General features: G+C 66.7%; 28 protein-coding genes. 11 read left to right on the top strand and 17 right to left on the bottom strand.

Annotated elements, in window-relative coordinates; all coding sequences use genetic code 11:
- Positions 1-8 precede the first annotated feature (8 nt).
- From AWC06_RS21645 to dtd, 3 genes are read right to left on the bottom strand one after another with little or no spacing between them, the layout of a single operon-like run.
- Entirely contained in the window at positions 9-869 is an 861-nt protein-coding gene (locus AWC06_RS21645) for an MEDS domain-containing protein (RefSeq protein WP_085199992.1), read from the bottom strand.
- Positions 866-1816, bottom strand: a complete 951-nt coding sequence (locus AWC06_RS21640; RefSeq protein WP_085199991.1) for a sensor histidine kinase — start codon at positions 1814-1816, stop codon at positions 866-868. The genes AWC06_RS21645 and AWC06_RS21640 overlap by 4 nt, the downstream gene beginning before the upstream one ends.
- 60 nt (positions 1817-1876) lie before the next feature.
- Positions 1877-2308 (bottom strand): D-aminoacyl-tRNA deacylase, encoded by a 432-nt coding sequence (gene dtd / locus AWC06_RS21635; protein WP_085199990.1) that lies wholly within the window; start codon positions 2306-2308, stop codon positions 1877-1879.
- Positions 2309-2340: 32 nt separating this feature from the next.
- Here dtd and AWC06_RS21630 point away from each other — a divergent pair, with 32 nt between their 5' ends.
- Positions 2341-2646 carry an MTH1187 family thiamine-binding protein gene (locus AWC06_RS21630; protein ID WP_085199989.1) on the top strand — a complete coding sequence of 102 codons (306 nt, stop codon included), beginning with the start codon at positions 2341-2343 and terminating at the stop codon, positions 2644-2646.
- On the opposite strand, the gene AWC06_RS21625 is transcribed toward AWC06_RS21630, so the two are convergent.
- Entirely contained in the window at positions 2643-3137 is a 495-nt protein-coding gene (locus tag AWC06_RS21625) for a macro domain-containing protein (protein ID WP_085199988.1), read from the bottom strand. The two genes, AWC06_RS21630 and AWC06_RS21625, sit on opposite strands and share 4 nt — an antisense overlap.
- Before the next feature lie 23 nt (positions 3138-3160).
- Between AWC06_RS21625 and AWC06_RS21620 the strand changes: the two genes are divergently transcribed.
- Both AWC06_RS21620 and AWC06_RS21615 read left to right on the top strand, forming a co-directional pair.
- Positions 3161-4429 carry a competence/damage-inducible protein A gene (locus AWC06_RS21620; protein WP_483406800.1) on the top strand — a complete coding sequence of 423 codons (1269 nt, stop codon included), beginning with the start codon at positions 3161-3163 and terminating at the stop codon, positions 4427-4429.
- 84 nt (positions 4430-4513) lie between these two features.
- Positions 4514-4801, top strand: a complete 288-nt coding sequence (locus tag AWC06_RS21615) for a YciI family protein (protein WP_085199986.1) — start codon at positions 4514-4516, stop codon at positions 4799-4801.
- Positions 4802-4813: 12 nt separating this feature from the next.
- On the opposite strand, the gene AWC06_RS21610 is transcribed toward AWC06_RS21615, so the two are convergent.
- Genes AWC06_RS21610 through AWC06_RS21600 form a run of 3 tightly spaced genes read right to left on the bottom strand, consistent with a single transcriptional unit; the run spans position 4814 to position 8393 of the window.
- Positions 4814-6202: an adenylate/guanylate cyclase domain-containing protein gene (locus AWC06_RS21610; protein ID WP_085199985.1), complete on the bottom strand. Its 1389-nt coding sequence runs from the start codon at positions 6200-6202 to the stop codon at positions 4814-4816.
- Positions 6203-6212: 10 nt separating this feature from the next.
- Positions 6213-7472 carry an MFS transporter gene (locus tag AWC06_RS21605; RefSeq protein ID WP_139820167.1) on the bottom strand — a complete coding sequence of 420 codons (1260 nt, stop codon included), beginning with the start codon at positions 7470-7472 and terminating at the stop codon, positions 6213-6215.
- 6 nt (positions 7473-7478) lie between these two features.
- On the bottom strand, positions 7479-8393 hold the full coding sequence (locus tag AWC06_RS21600) for an alpha/beta fold hydrolase (RefSeq protein ID WP_085199984.1): 915 nt from the start codon (positions 8391-8393) through the stop codon (positions 7479-7481).
- A gap of 64 nt (positions 8394-8457) precedes the next feature.
- Between AWC06_RS21600 and AWC06_RS21595 the strand changes: the two genes are divergently transcribed.
- On the top strand, positions 8458-9525 hold the full coding sequence (locus AWC06_RS21595; protein ID WP_085199983.1) for an amidohydrolase family protein: 1068 nt from the start codon (positions 8458-8460) through the stop codon (positions 9523-9525).
- A 2-nt stretch (positions 9526-9527) separates the two neighbouring features.
- Here AWC06_RS21595 and AWC06_RS21590 read toward each other — a convergent pair whose 3' ends face one another.
- Positions 9528-9896: a hypothetical protein gene (locus AWC06_RS21590; RefSeq protein WP_085199982.1), complete on the bottom strand. Its 369-nt coding sequence runs from the start codon at positions 9894-9896 to the stop codon at positions 9528-9530.
- A 38-nt stretch (positions 9897-9934) separates the two neighbouring features.
- Between AWC06_RS21590 and lnt the strand changes: the two genes are divergently transcribed.
- Complete coding sequence (gene lnt / locus AWC06_RS21585) at positions 9935-11443, top strand: apolipoprotein N-acyltransferase (RefSeq protein ID WP_085199981.1); 1509 nt, start codon at positions 9935-9937, stop codon at positions 11441-11443.
- On the opposite strand, the gene AWC06_RS21580 is transcribed toward lnt, so the two are convergent.
- A complete protein-coding gene (locus tag AWC06_RS21580) occupies positions 11406-12188 on the bottom strand; it encodes an enoyl-CoA hydratase/isomerase family protein (RefSeq protein WP_085199980.1) in 783 nt (260 codons plus the stop codon). The genes lnt and AWC06_RS21580 overlap by 38 nt on opposite strands.
- 196 nt (positions 12189-12384) lie before the next feature.
- Here AWC06_RS21580 and AWC06_RS21575 point away from each other — a divergent pair, with 196 nt between their 5' ends.
- Both AWC06_RS21575 and AWC06_RS21570 read left to right on the top strand, forming a co-directional pair.
- Entirely contained in the window at positions 12385-12909 is a 525-nt protein-coding gene (locus AWC06_RS21575) for an XRE family transcriptional regulator (protein WP_372458171.1), read from the top strand.
- Between the two features lie 15 nt (positions 12910-12924).
- Complete coding sequence (locus tag AWC06_RS21570) at positions 12925-13680, top strand: hypothetical protein (protein WP_085199978.1); 756 nt, start codon at positions 12925-12927, stop codon at positions 13678-13680.
- On the opposite strand, the gene AWC06_RS21565 is transcribed toward AWC06_RS21570, so the two are convergent.
- Both AWC06_RS21565 and AWC06_RS21560 read right to left on the bottom strand, forming a co-directional pair.
- Positions 13677-14735, bottom strand: coding sequence for an NAD-dependent epimerase/dehydratase family protein (locus AWC06_RS21565; protein WP_085199977.1), 1059 nt, complete (start codon positions 14733-14735; stop codon positions 13677-13679). The genes AWC06_RS21570 and AWC06_RS21565 overlap by 4 nt on opposite strands.
- Positions 14736-14781: 46 nt before the next feature.
- The gene (locus AWC06_RS21560; protein WP_085199976.1) at positions 14782-15999 is read right to left on the bottom strand and encodes an acyl-CoA dehydrogenase family protein; all 1218 of its coding nucleotides are present in this window, start codon (positions 15997-15999) and stop codon (positions 14782-14784) included.
- 92 nt (positions 16000-16091) lie between these two features.
- On the opposite strand from AWC06_RS21560, the gene AWC06_RS21555 reads away from it, so the two are divergent.
- Complete coding sequence (locus AWC06_RS21555) at positions 16092-17309, top strand: esterase/lipase family protein (RefSeq protein ID WP_085199975.1); 1218 nt, start codon at positions 16092-16094, stop codon at positions 17307-17309.
- Here AWC06_RS21555 and AWC06_RS21550 read toward each other — a convergent pair.
- The 6 genes from AWC06_RS21550 to AWC06_RS21525 all read right to left on the bottom strand — a co-directional run bounded on the left by AWC06_RS21550 (position 17306) and on the right by AWC06_RS21525 (position 20721).
- Positions 17306-17983 (bottom strand): alpha/beta hydrolase family protein, encoded by a 678-nt coding sequence (locus AWC06_RS21550; protein WP_085199974.1) that lies wholly within the window; start codon positions 17981-17983, stop codon positions 17306-17308. The genes AWC06_RS21555 and AWC06_RS21550 overlap by 4 nt on opposite strands.
- 29 nt (positions 17984-18012) lie before the next feature.
- Positions 18013-18528, bottom strand: a complete 516-nt coding sequence (locus AWC06_RS21545) for an Rv1352/Rv1906c domain-containing protein (RefSeq protein WP_085199973.1) — start codon at positions 18526-18528, stop codon at positions 18013-18015.
- A gap of 39 nt (positions 18529-18567) precedes the next feature.
- Positions 18568-18984 carry an STAS domain-containing protein gene (locus AWC06_RS21540; protein ID WP_085199972.1) on the bottom strand — a complete coding sequence of 139 codons (417 nt, stop codon included), beginning with the start codon at positions 18982-18984 and terminating at the stop codon, positions 18568-18570.
- Between the two features lie 120 nt (positions 18985-19104).
- A complete protein-coding gene (locus AWC06_RS21535) occupies positions 19105-19599 on the bottom strand; it encodes an SRPBCC family protein (RefSeq protein WP_085199971.1) in 495 nt (164 codons plus the stop codon).
- Entirely contained in the window at positions 19599-20228 is a 630-nt protein-coding gene (locus AWC06_RS21530; RefSeq protein WP_085199970.1) for a nitroreductase family protein, read from the bottom strand. The genes AWC06_RS21535 and AWC06_RS21530 overlap by 1 nt, the downstream gene beginning before the upstream one ends.
- A gap of 10 nt (positions 20229-20238) precedes the next feature.
- Entirely contained in the window at positions 20239-20721 is a 483-nt protein-coding gene (locus tag AWC06_RS21525) for a carboxymuconolactone decarboxylase family protein (protein ID WP_085199969.1), read from the bottom strand.
- A gap of 99 nt (positions 20722-20820) precedes the next feature.
- Between AWC06_RS21525 and AWC06_RS21520 the strand changes: the two genes are divergently transcribed.
- Genes AWC06_RS21520 through AWC06_RS21510 form a run of 3 tightly spaced genes read left to right on the top strand, consistent with a single transcriptional unit; the run spans position 20821 to position 23694 of the window.
- Positions 20821-21519: a hypothetical protein gene (locus tag AWC06_RS21520; protein WP_085199968.1), complete on the top strand. Its 699-nt coding sequence runs from the start codon at positions 20821-20823 to the stop codon at positions 21517-21519.
- Positions 21520-21526: 7 nt separating this feature from the next.
- Positions 21527-22963 carry a class I adenylate-forming enzyme family protein gene (locus AWC06_RS21515; RefSeq protein ID WP_085199967.1) on the top strand — a complete coding sequence of 479 codons (1437 nt, stop codon included), beginning with the start codon at positions 21527-21529 and terminating at the stop codon, positions 22961-22963.
- Between the two features lie 17 nt (positions 22964-22980).
- Positions 22981-23694 (top strand): hypothetical protein, encoded by a 714-nt coding sequence (locus AWC06_RS21510; protein WP_085200117.1) that lies wholly within the window; start codon positions 22981-22983, stop codon positions 23692-23694.
- Positions 23695-23699: the final 5 nt, after the last annotated feature.

Raw genomic sequence — 23699 nt, 5'->3', positions numbered from 1 at the left:
GCCGTCCGCTACACCGGCTTGGCGTCGGCCCGCACATGGCGCAGACCGAGCACGTCAACCAGCCGATTGATCACGGGTTGTTCGGTCCACAGCTGGACCTTGCTGTCCTGCTCGCGGGCACGTTCTTCCAACATGACCAGCTGCTGATGGCTGATGAACGTCAAACGCTGGGCATCGATACGCAGCGTGTGACCGGACTCCAGCGGCCACACACGTCGCAGCGTGGTCTCGAACAACGCGTCGGCCGAGGCGTCGATTTCGCCGGCCAACGCGAAATCAACGTCGGCGTCCGGGTCGGCGTAGAGCCGGAACTTCACCGATCCCTCGCTGACGAACGGGTGCAGACAGATCAGTTCTTCTGCGGCGGCTCCGAGCACGCCCGTGTCGTAGGCGCACAGCGCTGCGACCGGTAACACCGCCATCCGCTGGTCGATCAGGTACTCCAGACGGGCCAATGCATCGCGCTGTACGGCGGTTCGGGCGACCGGCGTGACATTTGCGATCGCCCGGACGCCGGTGTAGCCGTTGGCGATTGCCCACTCGAGAACCGACAGGTATCTGGCCAGTGCGGCATCAGCGTCGACGACGTCGCTTCCGGACAGGTAGACGAAGTAGTCCTGGGCCGGGATCGCCGTGATACGACCGGAGCCGAGGTACTCGCCGACTCCGGGCATCGCGGCCAGCTCCGCTCGCAGCGTCTCGCGGGTGCCCTGCGCGGCGTAGACGATGAACTGGTTCTGCCGCAGCCCGTCGGCGATGTATTCCGCTGCGCGGCTGAGAAATTCGGCCCGGTTTTGGTAGCCCCACGCGACATGGCCGAACGGGGCCAATCCTGCGGCGGAGTCCAGCACAGCCTGCGCGCGCATCATGCCGTCTCGTCCAGACGAAGGTAGGCGTGGATCGTGGTTGCCTCCGGGCTGCTGTGGGTACGCACCAGATCGGCCACCGCGTTGACCACATACAGTCCGCGGCCTCGGGCGTTGTCGCTGCCGTAGGGTCGGCGCCCGGTGAGTGGATCATCGAGATATCCGCCGTCGCGCGCTTCGCAGACCATGTGGCCGTCATAACGCCACAGCGCGAGCCGGCACGGCCCGCCGGTCTCGGTCAGGCTCGAGGTAGCCAGCTCGCTGGCGATCAATTGCAGATCCGCGGTTTTCCGAGGGGGCAGGCCGAACCACTGCGCATACGCGCCGGCGAAGGCGCGCGCACCACTGAGATCGGCCAGATTTCGCGCCGTGTACTTGACGGCGGTCGGATCGCTGGACAGCGGCTGGTTGTAGCGGGCCCACACTTCGTCAGGCGCGAATGTCGGGCTGTCCTGCTCGGACGATCCGTGCTGCCACAGCACCGGATGGGTGCAGTGGGCGTCGACGATGACGTCGGGGTCAAGCTGTGCAACGTCGTACGGGCAGACAACGGTGACGTCGCGGCCGGTGAATGCGTGGTTGATGAGCGCCTCATGCTGCACGCATGCCGGGTATTCGAGTTCAGATCGGCTGGGCCAGATCGGTTCACCCACCATGCGTACCGGTTGATCGCGATGCTTCTCGACGAAGCTGCTCAGCACTTCGCCGAGGATCCGCCCGGGGTTGCGTCCCGCAAGTGTCATGTCGGCCATGACGACGTGATCGGCAGAGGACCCCAGCGCCTCGTCCAGCAGGGCCAGGTTGGGTCCCGGTACCGCGACCAACACCGCTGCGTCGGCCTTGACGGACTCAGTGATGAACGGCAGCAGGCAATCGAGGTACTCCTGCTGCGTGCGATAGAGCAGCGCGGGGTGGGCAAAAGTGAACTGACCAGTCTCGGCGTTTGTCACGTCAGCCGCTCCACCAATCCCCGGGCCCAACCCTCAGATCAGGCTACGCCACCATGTGAATCACAGTTCCAGCAACACGGTCACTGGGCCGTCATTGACCAGTTCGACCCGCATACGGGCACCAAAGGCACCGGTCTGCACCTCGGCGCCCAGCTGTTGGAGCGCTTTCACGAACGCGCCGACCAGCGGCTCGGCCACCGCACCCGGTGCGGCCGCGTTCCACGACGGTCGTCGACCCTTGGCGGTGTCCGCATACAGAGTGAACTGGCTGACCACCAGGATCGGCGCGTTGACGTCGGCCGCGGATTGTTCGTCGTCGAGAATGCGTAGCTGCCAAAGCTTTTCGGCTAACCGCCGGGTCTTGTCGACATCGTCGTCGTGGGTGACGCCGACGAATGCCAGCAGGCCCTGGCTCGCGGGGTTGATCGAGCCGACGACCTGCTGGTCGACCGTCACGGCCGCTGAGGAGACCCGTTGCACCAGAACCCGCATGCGCCCGATGCTGCCATGCGTACCCTCGTGTTGTGTCGGTGCTGGTCGCGTTCTCCGTGACGCCGCTGGGCGTCGGCGAGGGTGTCGGGGAGCTTGTGGCCGAGGCGGTTCGGGTGGTTCGGCGCTCCGGCTTGGCGAACAAAACCGATGCAATGTTCACGGTCATCGAAGGCGACAGCTGGGACGAGGTGATGACGGTCGTTCACGACGCCGTCGAAGCCGTCGCCGCGCGCGCCCCCCGCGTCAGTGTGGTGATCAAGGTCGACTGGCGCGCCGGTGTCACCGACGCGATGACCCGCAAAACCGAGTCGGTGGAGCGCTACCTGTCGGGGCCCTAGCGCTCCGCGGCCGCGCGGAACGCCTGCTCGGCCTCGTCGCCATGGACCGCGAACACCACCCGCTGCAGCGAGCGAGGCTGGTGCCGGCGGACCGCGCCGACCATCAGCCGGGCCGCCTCGTCGAGCGCGAAACCGCCGACGCCGGTGCCGAATGCCACCAAAGCCAGTGAACGGCAACCCAATTCGTCAGCCTTATCCAACGTGGATCGGGTCGCGTTCTCGATGATCTCGGCCGAGGTCGGCCCGCCGAGCTCCATCGTCGCCGCGTGGATCACATAGCGTGCCGGCATGTCGCCGGCCGTGGTCTCGATAGCTTCGCCGAGGCCGATCGGGGCCTTCTCATTCGACTCGCGCTGGACCTGCGGCCCGCCGGCGCGGGAGATGGCCTTGGCCACGCCGCCGCCGTGCTTGAGTTGGGTATTGGCGGCGTTGGTGATCGCGTCCACCTCGAGCTTGGTCACGTCAGCCTGAAGCACCTCTAACTCGATCATCGCCACACTTTAGTGTCATAGCGGTGAGCGTGCGTGCGGGCATTGTGGTCACTGGAACCGAGGTTCTGACGGGGCGGGTGCAGGACCGCAACGGTCCCTGGATCGCCGATCAGCTTCTCGAGCTCGGGGTGGAGCTTGCCCACATCACGATCTGCGGTGACCGGGTCCCCGACATCCAGGCGCAGCTGCAATTCATGGCCGATCAGGGCGTCGACCTGATCATCACCAGCGGCGGGCTCGGGCCGACGGCCGACGACATGACGGTTGCGACCGTGGCGCGGTTTTGCGGTCGTGAGTTGGTGTTGGACGCCGAGCTGGAGGGCAAGATCGCGGCGATCCTCAAATCCTTGATGGCGCGCATCGGCGGCGACTTCGACGCGGTGCGCGCCGCCAACCGCAAACAGGCGATGATCCCGGCCGGGGCGCTGGTGATCGATCCGGTGGGGACCGCGCCGGGTGTTGTGGTTCCCGGCCCGCCGACCGTCGTGGTGTTGCCGGGGCCGCCGCGTGAGCTGCAGCCGATGTGGCGGACAGCGGTGCAGCTGCCCGAAGTCCAGGAGGCCATCGCGAGGCGGACCGTTTATCGCCAGGACACCGTGCGGATGTTCGGGCTGCCGGAATCCGGGCTGGCCGAAACACTGCGCGACGCCGAGGAGCGGCTGCCCGGTTTCGAGTCGCTGGAGATCACCACCTGCCTGCGGCGCGGGGAGGTGGAAATGGTCACCCGCTACGAGCCCGACGCCGCCGGCGTGTACGACCAGTTGGTCGAGCTGTTGCGCGAAAAGCATGGGCAGCACGTCTTTTCCGAAGACGGCTCGACTGTCGACGAGCAGCTGGCGCAGTTGCTGGCCGGTCGCTGGATTGCCACCGCGGAGTCCTGCACCGCAGGCCTTGTGGCGGCGCGGCTGACCGACCGGCCGGGTTCGTCGGCGTACGTCGGCGGTGGGGTGGTGGCCTACTCCAACGAGGCGAAGACCGAGTTGCTCGGCGTGGACGCGGCGATGATCGAGGCGCACGGGGCGGTGTCCGAACCGGTGGCCGAGGCGATGGCCGCGGGTGCTTTGCGCCGCTTCGGGGCCGATACCGCGGTCGCGATCACCGGGATCGCCGGTCCCGAGGGCGGTACCGAGGACAAGCCAGTGGGCACGGTCTGCTTCACCGTCGCGTTGGCTGATGGCCGGTCGTTGACGCGGACGCTTCGGCTGCCCGGCAATCGCGCCGACGTGCGGGACCGTTCGACGACGGTGGCGATGCATATGTTGCGGCGTGTGCTGAGCGAGGCGGCCCCATAGAAATTTTTTTCACAGCGGTGTCGGATCGGGGCGGGTCCATACGTCAGGCGGGTAGAGGCAAACATTGAGAAGGGAGTACATGCCATGTCCACCTACGTCCTGACCTTTCGCAATCCCGGTGTCAACCCGACAGCCGAACAAGAAGACGCGTGGTCGAGCTGGTTCGGCAAGATCGGCTCGCACATCAGCGATTTCGGCAGCCGCGTGGGACGCGCGGTGATGCTCGGTGAGCCTGCCGAGGCCGGTGACCAGTTGTCCGGCTACATCGTCATCACCGCCAACGACCTCGACGCTGCAGTGCAGATCGCGAGCGGCTGCCCGCTGCTCGGCTACGGCGGGCGCGTCGAGGTGGGCGAAACGATGTCAGGGTAGCTCCCCGGTGCGCTACCGCCTGACCGTCGCGTCGTCGCGCACTAATGCGCACAGCTGCCACCGGCCGGGGACACCCTTGAGGTCGTGGGCGCCCCGGTCGGTGAACCTGCGCCGAGAGCCGGCGACGATGTCACGCACCGTCGAGGACACCAGCACTTCACTCGGCCCGGCGAGCGCGGCGACGCGCGCGCAGATGTGTACGGCCAAGCCCGCGACATCTTCTTTCAGCGTGCCGCGCACTTCGACCTCGCCCGCGTGGATTCCGACCCGCACCTCGATGCCGAGCACACGGACCGCATCCACGATGGTGTCCGCGCACGCGATGGCAGCGCTCGGGCTGGTGAACGAGGCGACGAATCCGTCTCCTGCAGTGTTGACTTCGCGTCCGCCGAATCGCTCGAGCTCGTGGCGAATGATGCTGTCGTGATTGTCCAGCAGGTCACGCCACCGGTCGTCGCCGAGCGCGGCGGCGCGCTCCGTCGAGCCGACAATGTCGGTGAACACGATCGTGGTGAGCACCCGCTCGGCCTCGAAGCCGCCCCGCACGCCGGTGATGAACTCCTCGATCTCGTCGAGCATTGGCGCGGTATCGCCGACCCAATAGAGCGAATCCGCGCCCGGTAGCTCCACGAAGCGTGACCCCGCGATGTGCTCGGCGAGATAGCGGCCGTGCCCGATCGGGATGAAGTCCACGTCGACACGATGCAGGATCAGCGTCGGCGCGCTGATGCGGGTGAGTGTGTCGCGCACGTCGGCCTCGATCACCACGCGGGTGGCAGCCCGGGCCATGCTCGGCGAGGCCGCACGGTTGCCGGCCAGATCCCACCAGGCACGAAACGCATCATCGCGAGCGACGCTCGGCGCGACGATGCCAAGCATGTCGAAGCCCCGCTCAACCGCGTCAGGCTCTATTCCGACCGTCCCGAATCGAGTCGCCTCACTCGGCGCGGCGCCGACCGGATAGTCGGGCGCCCGCAGCACGCGTGCCGCGCCGTTGACAATCACCAGGCTGCGCACTCGTTCCGGGTAGTCGGCTGCCAGAACGAGTCCGGCCATCGTGTTGAAACTCGGCGCGAAGACCGCCGCCTGCTCGCATCCGACCGCATCCATGACCGCGACCGCATCCTCCGCCCAGAACTGCGGCCCAAGCATCTCAATCGAGGGAATGCGCGACGACAGGCCCATTCCGCGGAAATCGAACCGGATCACCCGGCTGAAGGCCGCCAGCCGCCGATGAAAGCGGTACATCGACGGCTCGGCATCGATCGTGTCGATCGGGATGGATGGCCCCGGCAGCACGAGGAGATCGGTCGGGCCGTCGCCAAACACCTGGTAGGCGATGTCAAGCTGTCGGTCGCCGCCGCCGCACGCGGCATACCGAGTTCGCGGAGACTGCGCCACACGGCCAAGGTTAATTCAGTGGGCCGACAACAGCGGTTTGCTCGGTGCCGAAGCGAATCCCGGTGGCGTCTTGACCGATCGCGGTCAGCAGCGCGACCATGATCAACACCGGCACAATCGTCGCGGCCAACGCAAATGGATAGCCGTGAGCGGACGCCAGGCGTTCCTGAAGCGGTAAGTTGAAGGCCGCCAACAGATTTCCCAGCTGATATGTCACGCCGGGGTAGAAGCCGCGGATGGCGTCCGGAGACATCTCGGTCAGATGTGCCGGGATGACGCCCCAGGCGCCCTGCACGACGAGCTGCATCAAAAACGCGCCGAGGCACAGCATCGCGGCGGTCTGCGAGTATGCGAACACCGGCACGATCGGCAACCCCAGCACCGCGCAGAACACAATCGTGTAGCGGCGACCGAATCGCTGAGAAAGCGACCCGAAGATCAGCCCTCCGACGACGGCGCCGACGTTGTAGGTCACCACGATCCACTTGGCCGTCGCGCTCCCCAAGCCGGCACCGCCGCTGTGGGAGGCCGTCAGGAACGTCGGGTACACATCCTGGGTGCCGTGGCTCATCCAGTTGACGGCGGTCATCAGCAGCACCAGATAGACAAACCGGCGGATAACGGCGGCGTCGGCCAGCACGTCGCGAATCTTGGTGTGGGTCAACCGCATCCGGCGTTGCGTCACCTCCCACACCTCGGATTCGGTAACCCGGTAGCGGATGATCAAGCTGACCAGAGCCGGGATGATGCTCAAGCCGAACAGCCAGCGCCATGACAGCCCCAACCAGTTCATCACCAACAACGACGCCAGCGTTGCGAGCAGATAGCCGAAGGCATAGCCCTCCTGCAGCAGCCCGGAAAAGAAGCCGCGTCGCTGGGCCGGAACCTTCTCCATCGCCAGCGCCGCGCCCAGCCCCCACTCACCGCCCATGCCGATGCCGTACAGCAGCCGCAGGATCACCAGCACGGTGAAGTTGGGTGCGAACGCACACAGGAAGCCGACCAGGGAATAGAACGCCACGTCGACCATCAGCGGCAGCCGTCGGCCCACCCGGTCGGCCCACAGCCCGAACAACAAGGCGCCCACCGGCCGCATCATCAGAGTGGCCGTGGTCAGGAACGCGACTTCGGTCTTGCTGCGGTGAAACGTCGTCGCAATATCGGCATAGACCAGCACCACCAGGAAGTAGTCGAAGGCGTCCATGGTCCAGCCCAGCAGCGCCGCGATGAATGAATTCCGCTGGTCGGCCGTGAGCCGCTGTGTTTGCACGGCGAATTACTTCTGCTCGATGCTGTCCCAGAGTTCGCTGATGGTGCGCAGGATCTCCTCGGCGCGGCCGAGGCCGGCCAGATGGCTTTCACCGGGCAGGTGATACAACTCCGCGTCGGGCAGCCGGTCGACTACATGCTGGCCGTGGGCGAACGGCACGATGTGGTCGCGGTCCCCGTGCCACCACCGGACGGGGACCTTCACCTGATCGAGCCGGAATCCCCAATCCCGGGCGAACACGATCACATCGGCGAACGGGGCCGCGAGCTGCTTGCGGCTGCCGTTGAGCAGATCGTCGAGGAACATCGCCTTGAACTCCGGCCGCACCAGCAGCCGCCGGTCGGCCTCGGGGGATACCCGGGCGTAGACGTACAGCGCGGGCTCGGCAACCGGGCGGATCATCCGGATGAAACCAACCGCCGCCAACCGGATCGGCCATCCAGCCACCGCGAGCAGCGGTGCGATATACGAACCGAGTGTCATCACCCCGCCGGCGATCGCATCCGGGCCCTTGGTAGGCGCGACACCGCCGAGCACCCCGACCGCCACGACGCGATCGGGCATGGCGGCTGCGCACCCCAGCGTGTAGGGCCCGCCGCCGGAGAGGCCGATGACGGCCATCTTGTCGACGCCGAGCGTGTCCGCCATGGTGCGCAGGTCGTCGGCGAAGGCGACGACGGTGTCGTATTGGTAGGGCGTGGAGGAGCCGATTCCGGGGCGGTCGACCCCGATCAGCCGGATGTGGTTCTTCTCGGCGTAGACCCGGGCGTCGGTCGGGATCTGGCGGCGCGCGCCCGGGGTGCCGTGCAGCCAGAAGACGGCGCGTCCCTGGGGGTCGCCGAACTCGGCGAACCCGAGCTGACGATCGTCGCCGACGGCGATATTGCCTTCCAATTTGGGACGAGCAATAGCGATAACCATGACGGCAGTGTTTCATGTGCGGTGTACGTCGAACCCGCAGATTGCCGGAGGAGCGGAGCCAGCCATGCGAATCATCGACGCCGACGGGCACGTCGCCGAGAACCCCACGCTGGCCGTCGAAGCCATCAAGCGCTGGCCCCAACACGTCACGGCGAGCACCGACGGGACGCCGAGGTTGATCATCGAGGGCCGCAAGTATCCGGAAGACCGCGGCCCCGGCGCCGGCTGCCCGCCTCTGCACGGGATCAGCACGGCGCCAGGCATCAACTGCCGGTCGACGGAGGGCGTGCTGGGCGACGCCGACCGCGATCACATCGACACCATGGTGCTGTATCCGAGCCTGGGGCTGTGTGCGCCCAGCCTCGAAGACCCCGAATTCGCCGCCGGGTTCGCGCGCCTGTACAACCAGTGGATCGCGGATTACTGCGCGCCGTCCAAAGGCCGGTTGCGCGGCGTGGCCGTGGCTCCGATCGAGCACGGCCAGGTCGCCATCGACGTGATGCGCGAAGCCAAGGACCTCGGGCTGGTGGCGACGCTCGTCCCGCCGGCACTCAAGACGCGAAACCTCGACCATCCCGACCTCGACCCGTTCTACGCCGCCGCGGTGGAGCTCGAGATGCCACTCGGTATCCACGGCGCGCCCGGCATTCATCTGCCGAAGATCGGCGTGGATCGCTTCACGAATTACATTCAGGTGCATTGCATCAGCTTTCCGTTCGACCAGATGACCGCGATGACCGCGCTCGTCTCCGGCGGGGTGTTCGATCGGCATCCGGGGTTGCGGGTCGCGTTCCTGGAGGCGGGTGTGGGTTGGGTGCCGTTCTTCATCGACCGCCTGCACGAGCATTTCGAAAAGCGTGGCGACTGGATCGAACACGGCTGGCAGCGCGATCCGCAGGAGTACGTGCAGGCCGGCAACATCTACGTGACCTGCGAGCCGGAGGAGCCCATCCTGCCCGGCGTCATCGACGTGCTCGGCGCCGATTTCATCATGTTCGCCAGTGACTACCCGCACTGGGACGGCGAGTGGCCGGAGAGCACCAAGCACCTGCGTACCCGCCCCGACATCAGCGACGACGTCCGCGCCAAGATCGGCGGCCTGAACGCACAGCGGTTTTACGGGCTCAACTAAGGCTATTCGCCCCACGTATGGGCGCGGCGCTTGCGCACCTGCTCGAGTTTCTCGTCGAGCCGTGCTTGCTCGTCCTCAATGGCGCGCCCCGCTTTGTCGACCGCGTTGTAGACCGCATCGTCGAGTTTGCACAGATCCGCCACAGACACCTCGGGTGATACGAAGACCGAGAAACGAATGCAGTCGTCCAGCATCGTAATGTCGACCTTCGGCGCCGGATCGAGCTCGCGATGAAACTGGCTTGCCAGCGCGCGTATCCAATATTTGGGCCACAGCGGAATGGGCTTGAGCTCGTAGACAATGATGGCGTGCTCGCCGTTGTAGATACCGATGGGCGCCTCGGTGCGGCTGAAGTGTGGTCTGGCCGTCATCGTGGACCTCCGTCCTCCGGTCTACCACCGTGTCGGTGATGCGCGGCCGCCGCGCCGCCGGACTGGTGGCGGGCTTCGGGTTTGGCGCTCTGCTCGCGCTTGCCTTCCCGGCGCCGTCCTGGTGGTGGTGGGCGTGGGTGGGGGCAGTGCCGCTGCTGCTGGTCGTGCGCGCCGCGCCGACCGCATGGGAGGCTGCCGCACGGGCCTGGTGCGGGCTTGCGGGCTACGTGCTGACCACCCAGTACTGGCTGCTGCCAAGCGCGGGACCGCTACTGGCGGTGCTGGCCGCCGGGCTGGGCGCGTTGTGGGCGCCGTGGGGATGGGCGGCGCAGCGGCTGCTGTCTTACCCGCTGACAGTCGGCCGGATGCTTGCCGCCACTGTCGTTTTGCCGAGCGCGTGGGTGCTGGCCGAGGCGGCTCGGTCCTGGCCCGCTCTGGGCGGACCGTGGGCTCTGCTGGGCGCCTCGCAGTGGAACCAGCCCTCCACGCTGGCGTCCGCGTCTCTCGGCGGGGTGTGGTTGACGAGTTTCCTACTGGTAGCGGCCAATACGGCGGTCGCCGGGGCGATCCTGCACCACGGTGTGCGCGGTCGGGTGATCGCCCTGCTGGTCGCTGTTGCCTGCGCTGCCGTAGGGCCGACGTGGTTCGTGCTGGGTCCGGCGCCTACGGCCGGTTCGACGGTGCGTGTGGCGCTGGTGCAGCCGGGCGACATCACGGATGCCGGGGCCCGGCAAAAGGCCGGTGAGGCGTTGACCGCGACGCTGGCGGGTCAGCGGCTAGACCTGGTGGTCTGGGGCGAGAGCAGCGTGGCAGTTGATCTCGCCAGTCACCCGAAAGCGTTGGCGGACTTGGCCGATCTGTCCAGACGCGTCGATGCTGACCTACTCGTCAACGTCGACGCGCCCACACCCACCGGGGCAATCTACAAGTCCGCGGTGCTTGTCGGCCCCCACGGTTCGGTGGGCGCGTATCGGAAGGTCCGCCTGGTGCCCTTCGGCGAGTATGTGCCGCTGCGCCCGCTGCTGGGCAGCATTACCCGCCACACCAAGGCCGCAGCCGCGGACCGCGGCCGAGGCAGCGGACCAGTGGTGCTGCGAACCGGCACGCTGACCGTCGGGCCGTTGATCAGCTTCGAAGCGCTGTTCTCCGACCTGCCGCGCCGAGAGGTGCAACTCGGCGCCCAGCTGTTGGCGTACCAGAGTTCCACGTCGACGTACCAGGGGAGTTGGGCGCAGCCACAACTGGCCGGCCAAGTCGCAGTACGCGCGGTCGAGGTCGGCCGCCCGGCGGTGCACGTCGGGCTTTCGGGGGACAGCGCCGCGTTCGACGCGCGCGGGCGACAACTCGTCTGGCGTCCAGGGGGTTACCGCAGCGCGACCGTCGTTTCTGTTCCTCTGGGGCCGGTCAGCACCCTCTACCAACGACTCGGGGACTGGGTGCTGGCCCTCGCGGTCTCGATCGTCGCGTGCTCCTGCGTGGTTTCTGCACGGCGGTCCCGCCGCCAGGCGGTTAGCGTGCCTGCCATCGCGGCGGGCGCTTCTCGGTGAAGGCGCGGGGGCCTTCTTTGGCGTCCTCGGTCGCGAAAATGCCGTCGCTGTGCCGGGTTTCGTTCTCGTACGCCGACTGCAGATCGAGCGCCAACCCCTCCACAGCGGACTGCTTCGTCGCCCAGACGGCAAGCGGTGCGTTGGCAGTGATCCGCTCGGCATAGTCGTAGGCGGCCTCCATCAACTGCTGCGGCGGCACGACGCGGTTGATCAGGCCCATGGCGAGCGCGCGCTCGGCGTCGACCATGTCGGCGGTCAGCAGCAACTCCATCGCATACGGGTAGGGCATCTGGCGCGGCAGCCGCACGGTGCTGCCGCCGCCCGCGAACAGCCCGCGCTTGGGCTCCATCACCGCGAATCGTGCGTCGGGCACTGCGACGCGAATGTCGGTGCAGCTCAACATCTCAAAGCCGCCGGCGACGCACACGCCGTTCACCGCGGCGACGATCGGTTTGTACACCGGGAACCGATGCAGGACGGCGTGGATCGCATCAGTTTTGTTCCACCCGTCGGGCCGGGGCAGCTCGCCGGTCAACTCCGGGATGAACTTCTTGAGGTCGGCTCCGGTGCAGAAGTCCCGGCCGACACCGGTGATGACGGCGACCCAGGCGGCGGGGTCGTCACGAAACGCGGCCCAGGCGTGGGCGAGGTCGCGGAAATGCTCCATGTCGAGCGAGTTACGCGTCTCGGGCCGGTTGATCGTGATCGTGACGATGTGTCCGTCGCGCACGTAGTCGATGCTCACCGCTTCCCTCGAGACTCGCTATGGGTGTTGACGTGGGTCCTATTGTTATGCGAACGGAGCCGTTACCGATACTCTCGTCCCCATGCAGACAGGGTGACGGTAGTTGAAGACGGGCCGTCACCGAGCTGGAAAACCACCACAGAATTGAGGGGTCATGGGCGAATTCGATCAAAATCAAGGTGAAGCGCCAGTCATTGTGAACCTTGCCGAGGCGGCGATGCACATGTACCGGGCCGCCATTGATTCGTTGCCTTTCCCCGAGGACAAGAAGTTTCAGAAGCGAGCCGAGGTGGTTCTTACCGGCATGCGCAAGCTGCGCGCCGCGCTGACCGACGCCGCGAGCCACAGCAGGTCCACACCCACCGTGATCATGGCGCTGGCCGATGTGCGGCGACGTTACGACGATCTGATGGAGCGGGCCGCGGCGGCGCCCGGAGCGACGCTGGGCCAGCAGCTCTACACCGCGCGCATTCATGCCAAGTTGTCGGCTCAGGAGGCGGCCAAAGGCGTCGGGCTTCGCCCGGAGCTTCCGGACGAGCTCGAGGCCGGGGCCACTCCAACCGACCAGGAGGCGGCGCAGGTCCAGCAGCTGATTGCCGCCCTTCGGGTGGCCGCAGGGTTGGACGACGCCGAGCAGTCCACCGAGACGTACGTCAACGGCTGGGATGAGGCGGTGGTCATGAACGGTGCCGCCGAAGAGGCAAACGCGGGAGCGCACTGACACCGGCGATGCACGGTGGTCGACGAGCTCGATGAGCTGTACCGGGTGAAGCCGGATGGCTTCACCGCCCTGCGCGCCAAGCTGGCCGCAGAGGCCAAGCAGCGGGGTGACGCTGCCGCGGCCAAGCGAATCTCGGCTGCACGCAAACCCACCATGGCGGCGTGGGTAGTCAACCGGCTTGCGCTGCAGCACAAGGAAATTCGATCGCGTCTCTCCGAGCTGGGCGACCAGCTCAGGGACGCGCACGCCGCGATGGACGGGCAGCGCATCCGCGGCCTGTCGGCGGAGCAACACCATCTGGTCGGCGAACTGGCCCGCACCGCCTTCCGGGCAGCCGGGCTGGAAAATGCGTCAGAAGCAGTGCGTGCCGATGTCACCGGCACGCTGCAGGCCGCGATCGCCGACCCCGAGGTCGCAGCCAAGCTGGGCAGGCTATCCAAAGCGGAGAGTTGGTCGGGGTTCGGGTTCGGCGAAGCGGCGGCGGCCGAGCCCACGCCCGAGGATGGGACCACGCGCCGTCAAGTCGACGAACTGCGGGCAGCCTTGGCCGCCGCCGAAAATGCCAAGGCCGAGGCCGACGATGCACTGACCGAGCGTCGCGACGAGCTCTCGGCGGCGAGGATGCGTCGCGACGAGGCTCGCACGAAACTGCGCGCGGCCGAACGAGACCTCAGCGCCGCGGAGAAGGCCTACGACCGGGCCCAGCAAGCCAGCCGCGACGCCGCGGAATCGGTGCGAGAAGCCAAAGCGCAACTGCGCGCGCAGCGCTAGCGGGGAAGGTCTCGCTGCCCGACGCCGGTTGCGAACTCCTTACCACGCAGCCGCCCGCCGGCGGTTGGCTCGAGGGGCGGCGTGCCCATGCCACTACCCGCCCGGAGCCCATCGAGGAATTCGCGGATGGCGTCACATGAGGTTCGCGACGGGTTCCACCCGAGCTCAGTGCGGGCACGTGTGGTGTCCATAACCGGCAGGCTCAGCGCCAGATCGAACAACGTTGGACTGGCGGGCACCAGGTGAAGATTCCATGCCGCGGCGATCACCGCTCGGACCGGGCGCGTCGGAAGCTTGACCGGGCGTGCGTTGAGCAGCTGCCCGAGGGTGCGGGCATCCAGCACGGGATCTGCAGCGACGTTGAACGCCCCGCGAACCGGCTGCACGACAGCGAGCCGGAAGGCCTGCGCAGCGTCGCTCGAGTGCAGGGCCTGCAGGCGCAGGCCGCGCAGGTCCGGGATCACCGGCAACAGCGATGGCCGAACCAGTGTGCTGGGCAGCAGCGGCCCGGCGAACAGCCGACGCTGCTCGGATGCCGACTCCCGCTTGAAGATGAAGCCCGGCCGCAATCGCACTACTCGGACGTCGGGGTGGTCGCGCTCGAATGTGTCGAGCACCCGCTCCAGATACGACTTCTCCCGGCCGTAGGCCGCGGTCGGCAGCGCATGGGTCGGCCAAGATTCGTCGACGCCGCGATCTTGCGGGCCGGGGGAGTACGCACCGACTGACGAGGCGTAGATCAGCGCCCCGACCCCGGCGCGCGCGGCGGCGTCGAAGACCCGGATGCTGCCGAGGACGTTGTTGCGCCAGGTGGTGAGCTCGTTGTGGGTGGGCTGAAAGATCCATGCCAGCTGCACGACGGCATCCGCCCCGCGCAAGTGGCGCTCGAGTTCATCGCTTGCGGCATCTGCTTGCACCCACGTCGTCTTGGCGGGCTGCCATGTCGGCCGGCGCCGCGCGATGCCCACGATCGCTTCGATCTGATCATCCGCAGCGAGAGCTTCGACGACACTGGTGCCGATGTTGCCTGTCGCGCCAATCACCGCCACTCGCATGGGGGACGGATACCCCGGGGCACCGGGCGAAAACCCGGGTGTCGCGTCAGCGGATCGGGAGACCGGTCAGCGCTCTGCCGATGACCAGTCGCTGAATCTCACTGGTTCCTTCGAAGATCGTGAAGATCTTGGCATCTCGATGCATCCGCTCGACCGGGTATTCGCGGGTATAGCCGTTGCCGCCGAGGATCTGGATGGCCTCGTCGGTGACATACACCGCGGTCTCGCTGGCGAACAGTTTGGCCATCGAGCCTTCGGCCGAGCTGAACGGCTTGTTGTTTCGCTGCATCCAGGCGGCCCGCCACACCAGCATCCGGGACGCGTCGATGCGGCTCTTCATGTCGGCCAGCTTGAAAGCGATGGCCTGGAATTCGGCGATTTTCCTGCCGAACTGCTCGCGTTGGCACGAGTAGTCCAGCGCGTACTCGTAGGCGGCACGGGCGATGCCCAAGGCCATCGCCCCGACCACCGGACGGGTGCGTTCGAACGTCATCAACGCGGCCTGGCTGGATGTTCGTTCACCGGAACGGATTTTGGCCAGCCGGCGCTCGAAACGTTCTCTGCCGCCGAGGATCAGCTCGCCGGGGATGCGGACATCGTCGAGAACGACCTCCGCGGTGTGGGACGCGCGAATGCCATGCTTTTTGAACTTCTGTCCCTGCGACAGTCCTTTCGTGCCGGGCGGCACAATGAACGTCGCCTGGCCACGGGTGCCCAGCTCGGGCTCCACCGATGCCACCACCACATGCACGTTGGCGATGCCGCCGTTGGTGGCCCAGGTTTTGGTGCCGTTGAGCACCCACTGATCGGAGGCTTCGTCGTACTTGGCCCGGGTGCGCACGGCTCCGACGTCAGAGCCCGCCCCGGGTTCCGACGAACAGAACGCGCCCAGCTTGGGATCGTCCGGGGTGCCGAACATCTGCGGCAGCCACTCGGCGAGCTGCTGCGGAGTCCCGTTAGCCGCCAGCGCCGCCGCGGCAAGACCGGTCGCCAAAATCGACAACGCTATTCCGGCGTCACCCCAGAACATTTCCTCGAAGACCGTGGGCATGCCCAAACCGCTTGACTCGCCTGCCATCTGGGCAAACAAGTCAGGCGTGTAAAGCCCCACCTTGGACGCCTCTTGGATGATCGGCCACGGAGTTTCTTCACGCTCATCCCACTCGGCTGCCGCCGGGCGGACGACCGACTCGGCGAATTCGTGCACCCAGTCGCGGACGTGCGCCACTTCCTCCGGCAGCTCCAGCGAGAAGGTCGCGTCCATCAGTGCTCCTATCGGCTCGGCACAGCACATACAGTAAACGCTTGTATACTCAGTGGACAAATCCGCAGGTCCAACGACATCGGAGGGGCGATATGCAGCGCAGCGATGTCCGCGCGGTCGGTGATTTGGCGGCCGAGGCGTCGTCGGTGGTGACGGGCGTGGTGCAGGAGATGCACGACGGCATTGCCAGCCGCGCCTTCGACTCGATCGGACCGTTGGGCACTCCCACCAGAGTCATCCACGACGGTCTGGCGCGCAGTATCTACCGCGGCGTGGGCCGCGGTGTTCGTGGCGCGGGCCACGCAGCGGGTGTTATGGCCGCTGATATCTGGGGCGACGACGGCGACGATGCCCTCGAGTCACGCGCCGGGGTTGCCGAGGCCATCGCCGCGATCAACGGCTTGTATGGGCATCAATTGAGTGAGCGCGGCAACCGGCTCGCCGGCGAAATGGCGATCCGGCACTGCGGCAAGCCGGTGCCGCCGGAGGCTGAGTCGCTGGCCGAGGCATTTCCGACGGCAACCGGGCGCGTAGTCGTCTTCATCCACGGCTGGTGCCACACCGAGCGGTGGTGGTCTCGCCGGCCGCGGGAGGGTGACGACACCCGCAGCTACGGTGACCGCTTGCGCGACGATCTGGGTTTCACCCCGGTCCTGCTGCGCTACAACACCGGGCTGCACGTGTCGGTCAACGGACGACAACTCGCCGACATCTTGGACCGATTGCAAGCGCAGTGGCCCGTCCCGCTCAGCGAGCTGGTGCTGGTGGGCCACTCGATGGGCGGGCTTGTGGCGCGCAGCGCCTGCCACTATGGCGTTGAGCAGCACCATGGGTGGACCGACATGGTGAGTCATGTTGTGTGCCTAGGCTCGCCACATCTGGGGGCCGATCTGGAAAAGGGGGTGAACATCGCATCGTGGGCGCTGGCGCGATTGCCCGAAACGCGTGCTATCGCAAGCTTTTTGAATGCTCGCAGCGACGGTGTAAAGGATTTGCGCTTCGGCGCCTGCCTCGACGAGGACTGGTGCGACGCCGATCCCGACGAATTCCTGCGCGATCGTTGCCGCGAGGTGCCGTTCCTGCCTGGCGCGACTTATCATTTCGTGGCTGCAACCGACGCCCGACCAGTGGTCGGGGTGATCGCTGGCGACAACCTGGTGCGCTCCTACAGTGCCTCCGGCCGGGGCAAATCGCGGCGAGTTCCGTTCGACGATGAGCACGGGGCGACGCTGAGCGGGCTGAATCACTTCGACTTGCTCAATCACCCGCGGGTTTACGCCAAGCTGCGCGATTGGCTAGAGCAGGGTTAGCGAGCAACCGATACGGCCGCGATGCGGGCGGCCACGTCTGCTGCAACCGCCAATGTGTCGCCGTCCTCGGCGGCCGAATAGCGGTCGGCGACCGGGTCGTAGACCGCGCCGGCGATCGATCCATGATCGGCGGGCAACTCGACCACCTGCACCGGCCAGCCGTTGTGCTCGAGGGCCGAAGCGAATTGGCGGCTCCACGCGACCGGTACGGCGTCGTCGGCCAAGCCATGGAGCAACGTGAACGGCGTCCGGTTCTCCTCCGACGGGAGTCCCGCGGCGGGTTGCTTTCCGGAGATCGGGTCGGCGACCAGGAAGGCACCGGCCAGACAGACGGTATGAGCGAACCGGACACCGTAGTGGCTTGCCTGCGTCGTCAGCCCCGCCGCTGCCGCGCCGCCCAACGACCAGCCCACGAGCACCAGGCCGTCGGGGTCCTCAATCCGGTCCCGGGCGAAATCCAGCGACCGCAGCAGATCGGCCCGACCACCGTCGTCGGCGTGTGAGTTCCAGTCGGGCACCACGACACCGCGGCCATGGCCGGCCAACAGGTCGGCGAGCGGACGGCAGGCGGCGCGGGCGTTGCTCTGCTGGCCGTGCCACAACAGGACGGCGGGCTGTGCGGGATCGCCGAAAACGTCGACCAGCCGGCCGGGCGCATACTCGACGGTCTCCATACCCGAAGTTTGCCGCGGCGACTAAGTCGTCACGGCTTTGGCGGCTGTCCGGCGGAGGGGTTGATGAGCGAACCGATGATGTCCAGCAAACCGGCGCCGCCTGGCGCTTTGGTGGGCTCGGGGGTCGCCGCGTCGTTCTTCTGCCAGGGCTGACAACCGTCCGTCTTGAACGCCCGGTCTGTCGGAGCGATCTGCACGACCTGGGGCTTTTTGCTCATCGAGTTGTCGATGATGTCATTGCTGCCTGCATTGCCCAGCCGCTTCCAGTAGCAGGTGCCGTTCTTGACGGGTCCAGCCGTGGTGTAGACGCCCGGAACGAGGTCGGTTCCCACTGTGTAGGTGCCGTCGTGGTCGATGGTGGTCTTGGGCCCGGAACCAGACTGCTGCGCAGGTGACGGTGACGGTGATGGGCCAGGTGATGGGCCAGGCGGCGGCCCGGGTCCGTGCGGATCAGCACCGGCGACACCGCTGTTCGTGCACCAACCGGCGAGAATAAGCGCCGCGGCGCCAAGTGCTGCTCGCTTTGACCTCACAAATAGCAGCATACGACGTTGCCCCCGGCGCGCACCGGCCGATATTGCGAGTTAGGCGGTCTTGGTCAGCAGCGGCAACAACATCTTGCGGCGTCTAGAGGTGGCGTCAGCGAAGTGCCCCAGCGCCTGATGTACGGAGCCGACGGTGGGAAAGCTGGCCTCGTCCTTGGTAATCCGCAGCACCCGGGTTACCGCTTGACTTGTAATAAGCGCCCATTCCAGTCCCGCCGGGCGACACTTGTCGTCGATGCGGTACAGGAATCGAATTCCTTGCGCGGGAAGGCATTCCACACCAGATAAGTCGAGGACGATCGGTTTGTCCGGCAATATGAAACGCTGGCAGTATTCGCTGAGGTGGTCGACGTTCATGGCGTCGATCGCGCCGGTGATCGTGACCACGGTTGCCAGGTGGCGACATTGCGCCCTGACCCGGGCGCCACCGCATTCGAATGGATAAGAATCGGTCATTTGCCGCCCCCAGTCCTCAAACTGTTCGCGACGTTATCCGGTTACTCTAAGGTCACCGGGAGCAGCTGCTAATACTTTGCTAAGAAAGGAATTTGACTGCCGAAACTACAGCGTCGAGGACTAGTTCAGTCGCTTGACGGTGCCGGCATAGCTGAGCGCCTGCTCGTACGTTTCGAGGTTGTCCCGGGAAATCTTGGCGTGCACCGGTCGTTCGAGCAGGAAACGTAGCACCGGGTTGTAGGCGTGGTAGGTCTCATGGAATGTCAGCACCGTGGTGCCGTCGGGCTGTTCCTCCAGTTCGTGGTAACCCTCGGCGCGCGACCACAGCGGCTTGCCGATCGCCACATAACGGGACAGCTTGTTGAGCTTCGCCTCGGTCACGGTTTCCCACGAACGCCCCTTGCCGCCCGACAGCAGATATTTGGGCACCGGGAAGACACACGTGCGCACCAGCCCCTCGCCGGCCTCGTCGCCTTCGTTCAGGATTTCCATGCTACCGGTCGGCCACTCGAGGACTCGAGGCCGCGGCGAGTTCGGCGGCGCCGGCGGATGCAGCACCCGCCACACCTTCCTCGGCGGCGCGTCGACATGGAATCGCACGGTGTAGGACTGCATCAGCGTTCTCCCCAGCTATTCCAATAAGTGACGGTTTCCGGCGGCGGGCGCGAGGCCGGCCGGAAGTCGGTGCCAATCGTGTATGCCACCGGAAACAGTGCGGCCTGCGTGACGGTGTCCGGGATGCCCAGCAGTTCGGCGACTTCCTGCTCCTTGGCCAAATGCATCGTCGTCCACACCGACCCCAGACCGCGGGACCGAAGCGCGAGCAGGAAGCTCCAGCCCGCAGGGATGATCGAGGCCCAGGCCGATGCCGCCACCAACCGGTCACCGTCGTCGAATCGGCGCTGCAGGCACGGAATGACATGCACGGGCACGGAGGCCAGCGTCTCGGTCAGCGAAAGCGCACTGGCATACACGCGTCGGGTCTGCGGATCGGACTCGGTGGCCGCGACCTGAGCCAGATACTCTGCGCCGATGCTGCCGTAGATCTCGGCGATCGCGGCGCGCTTGTCGGCGTCGGTGATCACCAGCCACCGCCAGTCTTGTGCGTTGCTCGCCGTCGGCGCCTGCATCGCGATGCGAAGGCACTCCAGGATCACGTCGCGACCGACCGGCCGGTTCAGGTCGAGGCGTTTGCGCACCGACCGCGTGGTGGTGAGCAGTTCGTCGACCGACGCGATGTCCACTCGTCCTCGCTCAGAGGTCGATCGCGCAGGACTGATCGACACCGAGCACGGTCAACGAGCGCCCCAAACCGAGGAAAACCGCGATGCACAGTGTGAGATCGAGGATTTCCTCGTCGGAAAAGACTTCGCGCAGCCGCCCGAACATGGCGTCATCGATCGACCCGTGGTCGGTTGCGAACCGTTCGGCGTACTCGATGGCAAGGCGTTGCCGTGGCGTGTAGCCGGGGTAGCTGGCATAGGTGGCGACATTGTCATAGAGCTCGGGTGAGATGCCCGCCTCGAGCACCGACTGCGCGCGGAAGTCCGAGCATGCAACGCAGTCGTTGATCTGCGCGATGCGCATCCGGGCCAGTTCACGCTCGTCGGGCGGCAGGATGCTCTGCTGGTAGGCGCCGCGGATCATCCGCTCAACCATGTCGCCGAGTTCCGGGCGCAACGTCCAGATCATCGCGGCCTCGCCGCCAGGGCCGTCGGGCACCTTCAACCTCGCCATCAGCTGAGGAAACCAGATTCTCAACTCAGCTGTCTACGGGGTAGCGTCCGTTGAGCGAGGGCGTTCAGGGTGGAGCGCAGCGCTCGAGGAGGTCTCGGCATGCTGTTCATGCACGAGGTGCACACGGTGCGCGGGCGCGCCGAAGACGAATTCGAGGCGGCATTCCGCGACGGCTGGATGCCGATGCTCGCCGACGGAGACGACGCCCGATTGCTGTGGTACACCAACCACGCCCACGGCAGCGGCCCCTCCTACACCGTCGTCACCGTGACCGCGGTTCGCGACGGAGCGGCGTGGGAGCGCCTGGCCCATCGCATTCAGCGCGGCGATCTCCGGCAATGGATGCGCGAATTGGACGAGCTGCGCCACGACGTCGACGGCAAGCTGCTGTTGGCGCTGCCGTGGTCGCCGCTGCAGGACATGTCGTTCGACGAGGTTCCGGCCGACGGGCGCCAGCACGAGCTGACGCTCTACATGCAAGACACCATGTGGCCGTACAAGGAGAAGTTCACCGAATACATCGACCGCTGCGGTGAGGTGTACTCCAAGAGCCTCGACCGAGCGGATTCCATGCTGACGATCCAGGCCGCGTTTCAGCCCGCCCTGGGCAGCCAGCTGCGCCGTGAGGTCGTGCTGATGCAGCGCATCCACCAGCCCGAGGCGCTGCTCAACCTGCTTTACACCGAGATTCCACCCGACTACCGGGCACCCGGAACCTGGATGTACGACGCGCTGGACCTACGCGATCAATGGGTCAGCCGGCTGCTTCGCACCTCCTCGTGGTCACCCCTGTACTGAGCGGCCCATGAACATCGGCACGCTCATCGACCCGGTCGCCGCCGCAGATCCCGACCGCGCGGCGCTCATCATGGGTGGGCACGTCATCGGATACGGCCAACTGGCCACCGCCGTCGAACAATGCGCCGGAGGGCTGGCCGCCAACGGGGTCGAGCCCGGAACTCGCGTCGCCGTCGTCGACGGCGGCAGTCTGCTGTCGATCGCAACGGTGCTCGCCGCGGCCCGCATTGGCGCGGCGGCGGCGTTGATGAATCCCGCGCTCACCGCACCGGAGCTGCGGGGTCTGATGCACAACGCCGGGTGCGCACCGGTCGGGGTGGCCGGCCAGACGTTCGCCCGCGGGCTCTTGGATGCGGGCGCGGCCAAGGTCTTGTCGGCCGACCTATTGCGCGACGGCCCGCTTCCGCCGCACGTGGAGCAGGTCGACGACCGCGACGCCCTGGTGCTGTTCACCAGCGGAACGACCGGGTTGCCGAAGGCCGTCGCAATCACCGGCGCACAGCTGAGTGCGCGGATCCGGGGGATTGCCCCGCCGTTTCGGGCCGAGGTGCCGCCCGCAGTGGGGATGATGTGCGTTCCGTTCTTCCACGTCGGCGGGTCGCTGGGCATGCTGGGCAGCCTGTATGCGGGCAACACCTCGGTCGTCCAGGATCGCTTCGACGCCGGGGAATGGTTGCGGTTGGTGCAGGAGCACCGCGTGGCTACCGCGTTCTTGGTGCCGACGATGCTGCAGCGGATCCTCGACCATCCCCGCTTCTCCGGCACCGACTTGAGCTCGCTGGTCGCCGTCGCGTACGGGGCCGCCGCCGCACCCGTCGCATTGGTACGCCGCGCGATGGCTGCGCTGCCGCATGTGGCGTTCGCCAACGTTTTCGGGCAAACCGAGACGCTGGGGGCCTACACCACGTTGTTGCCGGAAGACCACCGTGATCCCAACCGCGTGGGATCGGTGGGCAGGCCATTGCCCGGCGTCGAAGTGCGGGTGGTGGACCCCGACACCGGGGCCGACGTCGAGCCGGGAAACGTCGGTGAGTTGTGGGTCAAAACCGGCCAAAACGTCAGCGGGGGTTGGCTGCACACGGGGGACCTCGCGCGCCGGGATGCCGATGGCTATATCTATCCGGCCGGGCGGCTCAGCGACACCATCAATCGTGGGGGAGAGAAGTTCGGGCCGATCGAGGTCGAGGAAGCGCTGCGCACCCATCCGGCGGTGAGCGACGTGGCGGTCGCCGGAGTCACCGACGAGGAGATGGGTCAGCGGGTGGGCGCCGCCGTGGTGGCGCGCGCCCCGGTGACGCTCGAAGAGCTGCGGTCGCACTGTCGTGAGCGAATCGCCTATTTCAAGCTGCCCGAGCGGCTGATGGTCCTCGAGCGAATCCCGTACACCGAAACCGGCAAGGTCAATCGCCGTCAACTGGCCGCGTTGATCGCGGACGGAGCCTGAGCCGAAAGGACGTGGCGATGCTGTTCCTTCACGAGACCCACCGGGTGGTCGGCGCACGCGAGGACGACTTCGAGGCGGCCTACCGCGAGGGCTGGATGCCGACGCTCGCGCAAGAGGACGACGCCCGGCTGCTCTGGTATGCCAACCACGCGCACGGCACCGGGGTGTCCTACAACGTGGTCACCATCACGGGCATCGCCGACGGCGCTGCGTGGGAGGATCTGGCCCGCCGCGCCCAAACGGGTGATCTGGCCCCGTGGATGCGTGAGCTGGACAACCTGCGCCACGACGTCACCGGCAAGATCCTGCTGCCGGTCGAGTGGTCACCGCTGCATGAAGTGGACCTGACGACGGTTCCCACCGACGGTGCGACGCACCCGCTGAGCCTGTTCATGGAGGACACCGGCTGGCCCAGCGCGCCGCTGGACGACTACATCCGCTCCTGGGACGAGATCTACTATCGGGTGCTTTCCAAGGCGCCGCCGGGCCGACGCGTGCTCGAAATCCAGGCGTGCTTTCAGGTGGCGCATGGCAGCTACAAGCGCCGAGAAGCGATGCTGTGGCAGAAGATCGACGCGACCAACGACTACGCGGCCCTGGTTCATCTACTGACCACCGACATCCCGCCCGAGCACCGTGGCCCCGGAACCTACATGTTCGACGCCCTGAAGTACCGCGACCAGTGGCAGAGCCGACTACTGCGCACGTCCGCATGGTCGCCGCTGTATTAGCCGCG

This window comes from Mycobacterium fragae (genome assembly GCF_002102185.1).
Classification (GTDB): domain Bacteria; phylum Actinomycetota; class Actinomycetes; order Mycobacteriales; family Mycobacteriaceae; genus Mycobacterium; species Mycobacterium fragae.
Note: the sequence above shows the minus strand (reverse complement) of the source record. Positions and strands in the feature narration are given on the sequence as shown.

Excerpts from the sequence above, each read along its gene's own strand:
- AWC06_RS21645 (WP_085199992.1), bottom strand. The coding sequence starts at position 869 with ATGATGCGCGCGCAGGCTGTGCTGGACTCCGCCGCAGGATTGGCCCCG.
- AWC06_RS21510 (WP_085200117.1), top strand. The coding sequence starts at position 22,981 with ATGCTGTTCCTTCACGAGACCCACCGGGTGGTCGGCGCACGCGAGGAC.
- AWC06_RS21560 (WP_085199976.1), bottom strand. The coding sequence starts at position 15,999 with ATGGACGCGACCTTCTCGCTGGAGCTGCCGGAGGAAGTGGCGCACGTC.
- AWC06_RS21555 (WP_085199975.1), top strand. The coding sequence starts at position 16,092 with ATGCAGCGCAGCGATGTCCGCGCGGTCGGTGATTTGGCGGCCGAGGCG.
- AWC06_RS21515 (WP_085199967.1), top strand. The coding sequence starts at position 21,527 with ATGAACATCGGCACGCTCATCGACCCGGTCGCCGCCGCAGATCCCGAC.
- lnt (WP_085199981.1), top strand. The coding sequence starts at position 9,935 with ATGCGCGGCCGCCGCGCCGCCGGACTGGTGGCGGGCTTCGGGTTTGGC.
- AWC06_RS21615 (WP_085199986.1), top strand. The coding sequence starts at position 4,514 with ATGTCCACCTACGTCCTGACCTTTCGCAATCCCGGTGTCAACCCGACA.
- AWC06_RS21625 (WP_085199988.1), bottom strand. The coding sequence starts at position 3,137 with ATGATCGAGTTAGAGGTGCTTCAGGCTGACGTGACCAAGCTCGAGGTG.
- AWC06_RS21565 (WP_085199977.1), bottom strand. The coding sequence starts at position 14,735 with ATGCGAGTGGCGGTGATTGGCGCGACAGGCAACATCGGCACCAGTGTC.
- AWC06_RS21545 (WP_085199973.1), bottom strand. The coding sequence starts at position 18,528 with ATGCTGCTATTTGTGAGGTCAAAGCGAGCAGCACTTGGCGCCGCGGCG.
- AWC06_RS21520 (WP_085199968.1), top strand. The coding sequence starts at position 20,821 with ATGCTGTTCATGCACGAGGTGCACACGGTGCGCGGGCGCGCCGAAGAC.
- AWC06_RS21590 (WP_085199982.1), bottom strand. The coding sequence starts at position 9,896 with ATGACGGCCAGACCACACTTCAGCCGCACCGAGGCGCCCATCGGTATC.
- AWC06_RS21595 (WP_085199983.1), top strand. The coding sequence starts at position 8,458 with ATGCGAATCATCGACGCCGACGGGCACGTCGCCGAGAACCCCACGCTG.
- AWC06_RS21550 (WP_085199974.1), bottom strand. The coding sequence starts at position 17,983 with ATGGAGACCGTCGAGTATGCGCCCGGCCGGCTGGTCGACGTTTTCGGC.
- AWC06_RS21600 (WP_085199984.1), bottom strand. The coding sequence starts at position 8,393 with ATGGTTATCGCTATTGCTCGTCCCAAATTGGAAGGCAATATCGCCGTC.
- AWC06_RS21540 (WP_085199972.1), bottom strand. The coding sequence starts at position 18,984 with ATGACCGATTCTTATCCATTCGAATGCGGTGGCGCCCGGGTCAGGGCG.
- AWC06_RS21525 (WP_085199969.1), bottom strand. The coding sequence starts at position 20,721 with ATGGCGAGGTTGAAGGTGCCCGACGGCCCTGGCGGCGAGGCCGCGATG.
- dtd (WP_085199990.1), bottom strand. The coding sequence starts at position 2,308 with ATGCGGGTTCTGGTGCAACGGGTCTCCTCAGCGGCCGTGACGGTCGAC.
- AWC06_RS21535 (WP_085199971.1), bottom strand. The coding sequence starts at position 19,599 with ATGCAGTCCTACACCGTGCGATTCCATGTCGACGCGCCGCCGAGGAAG.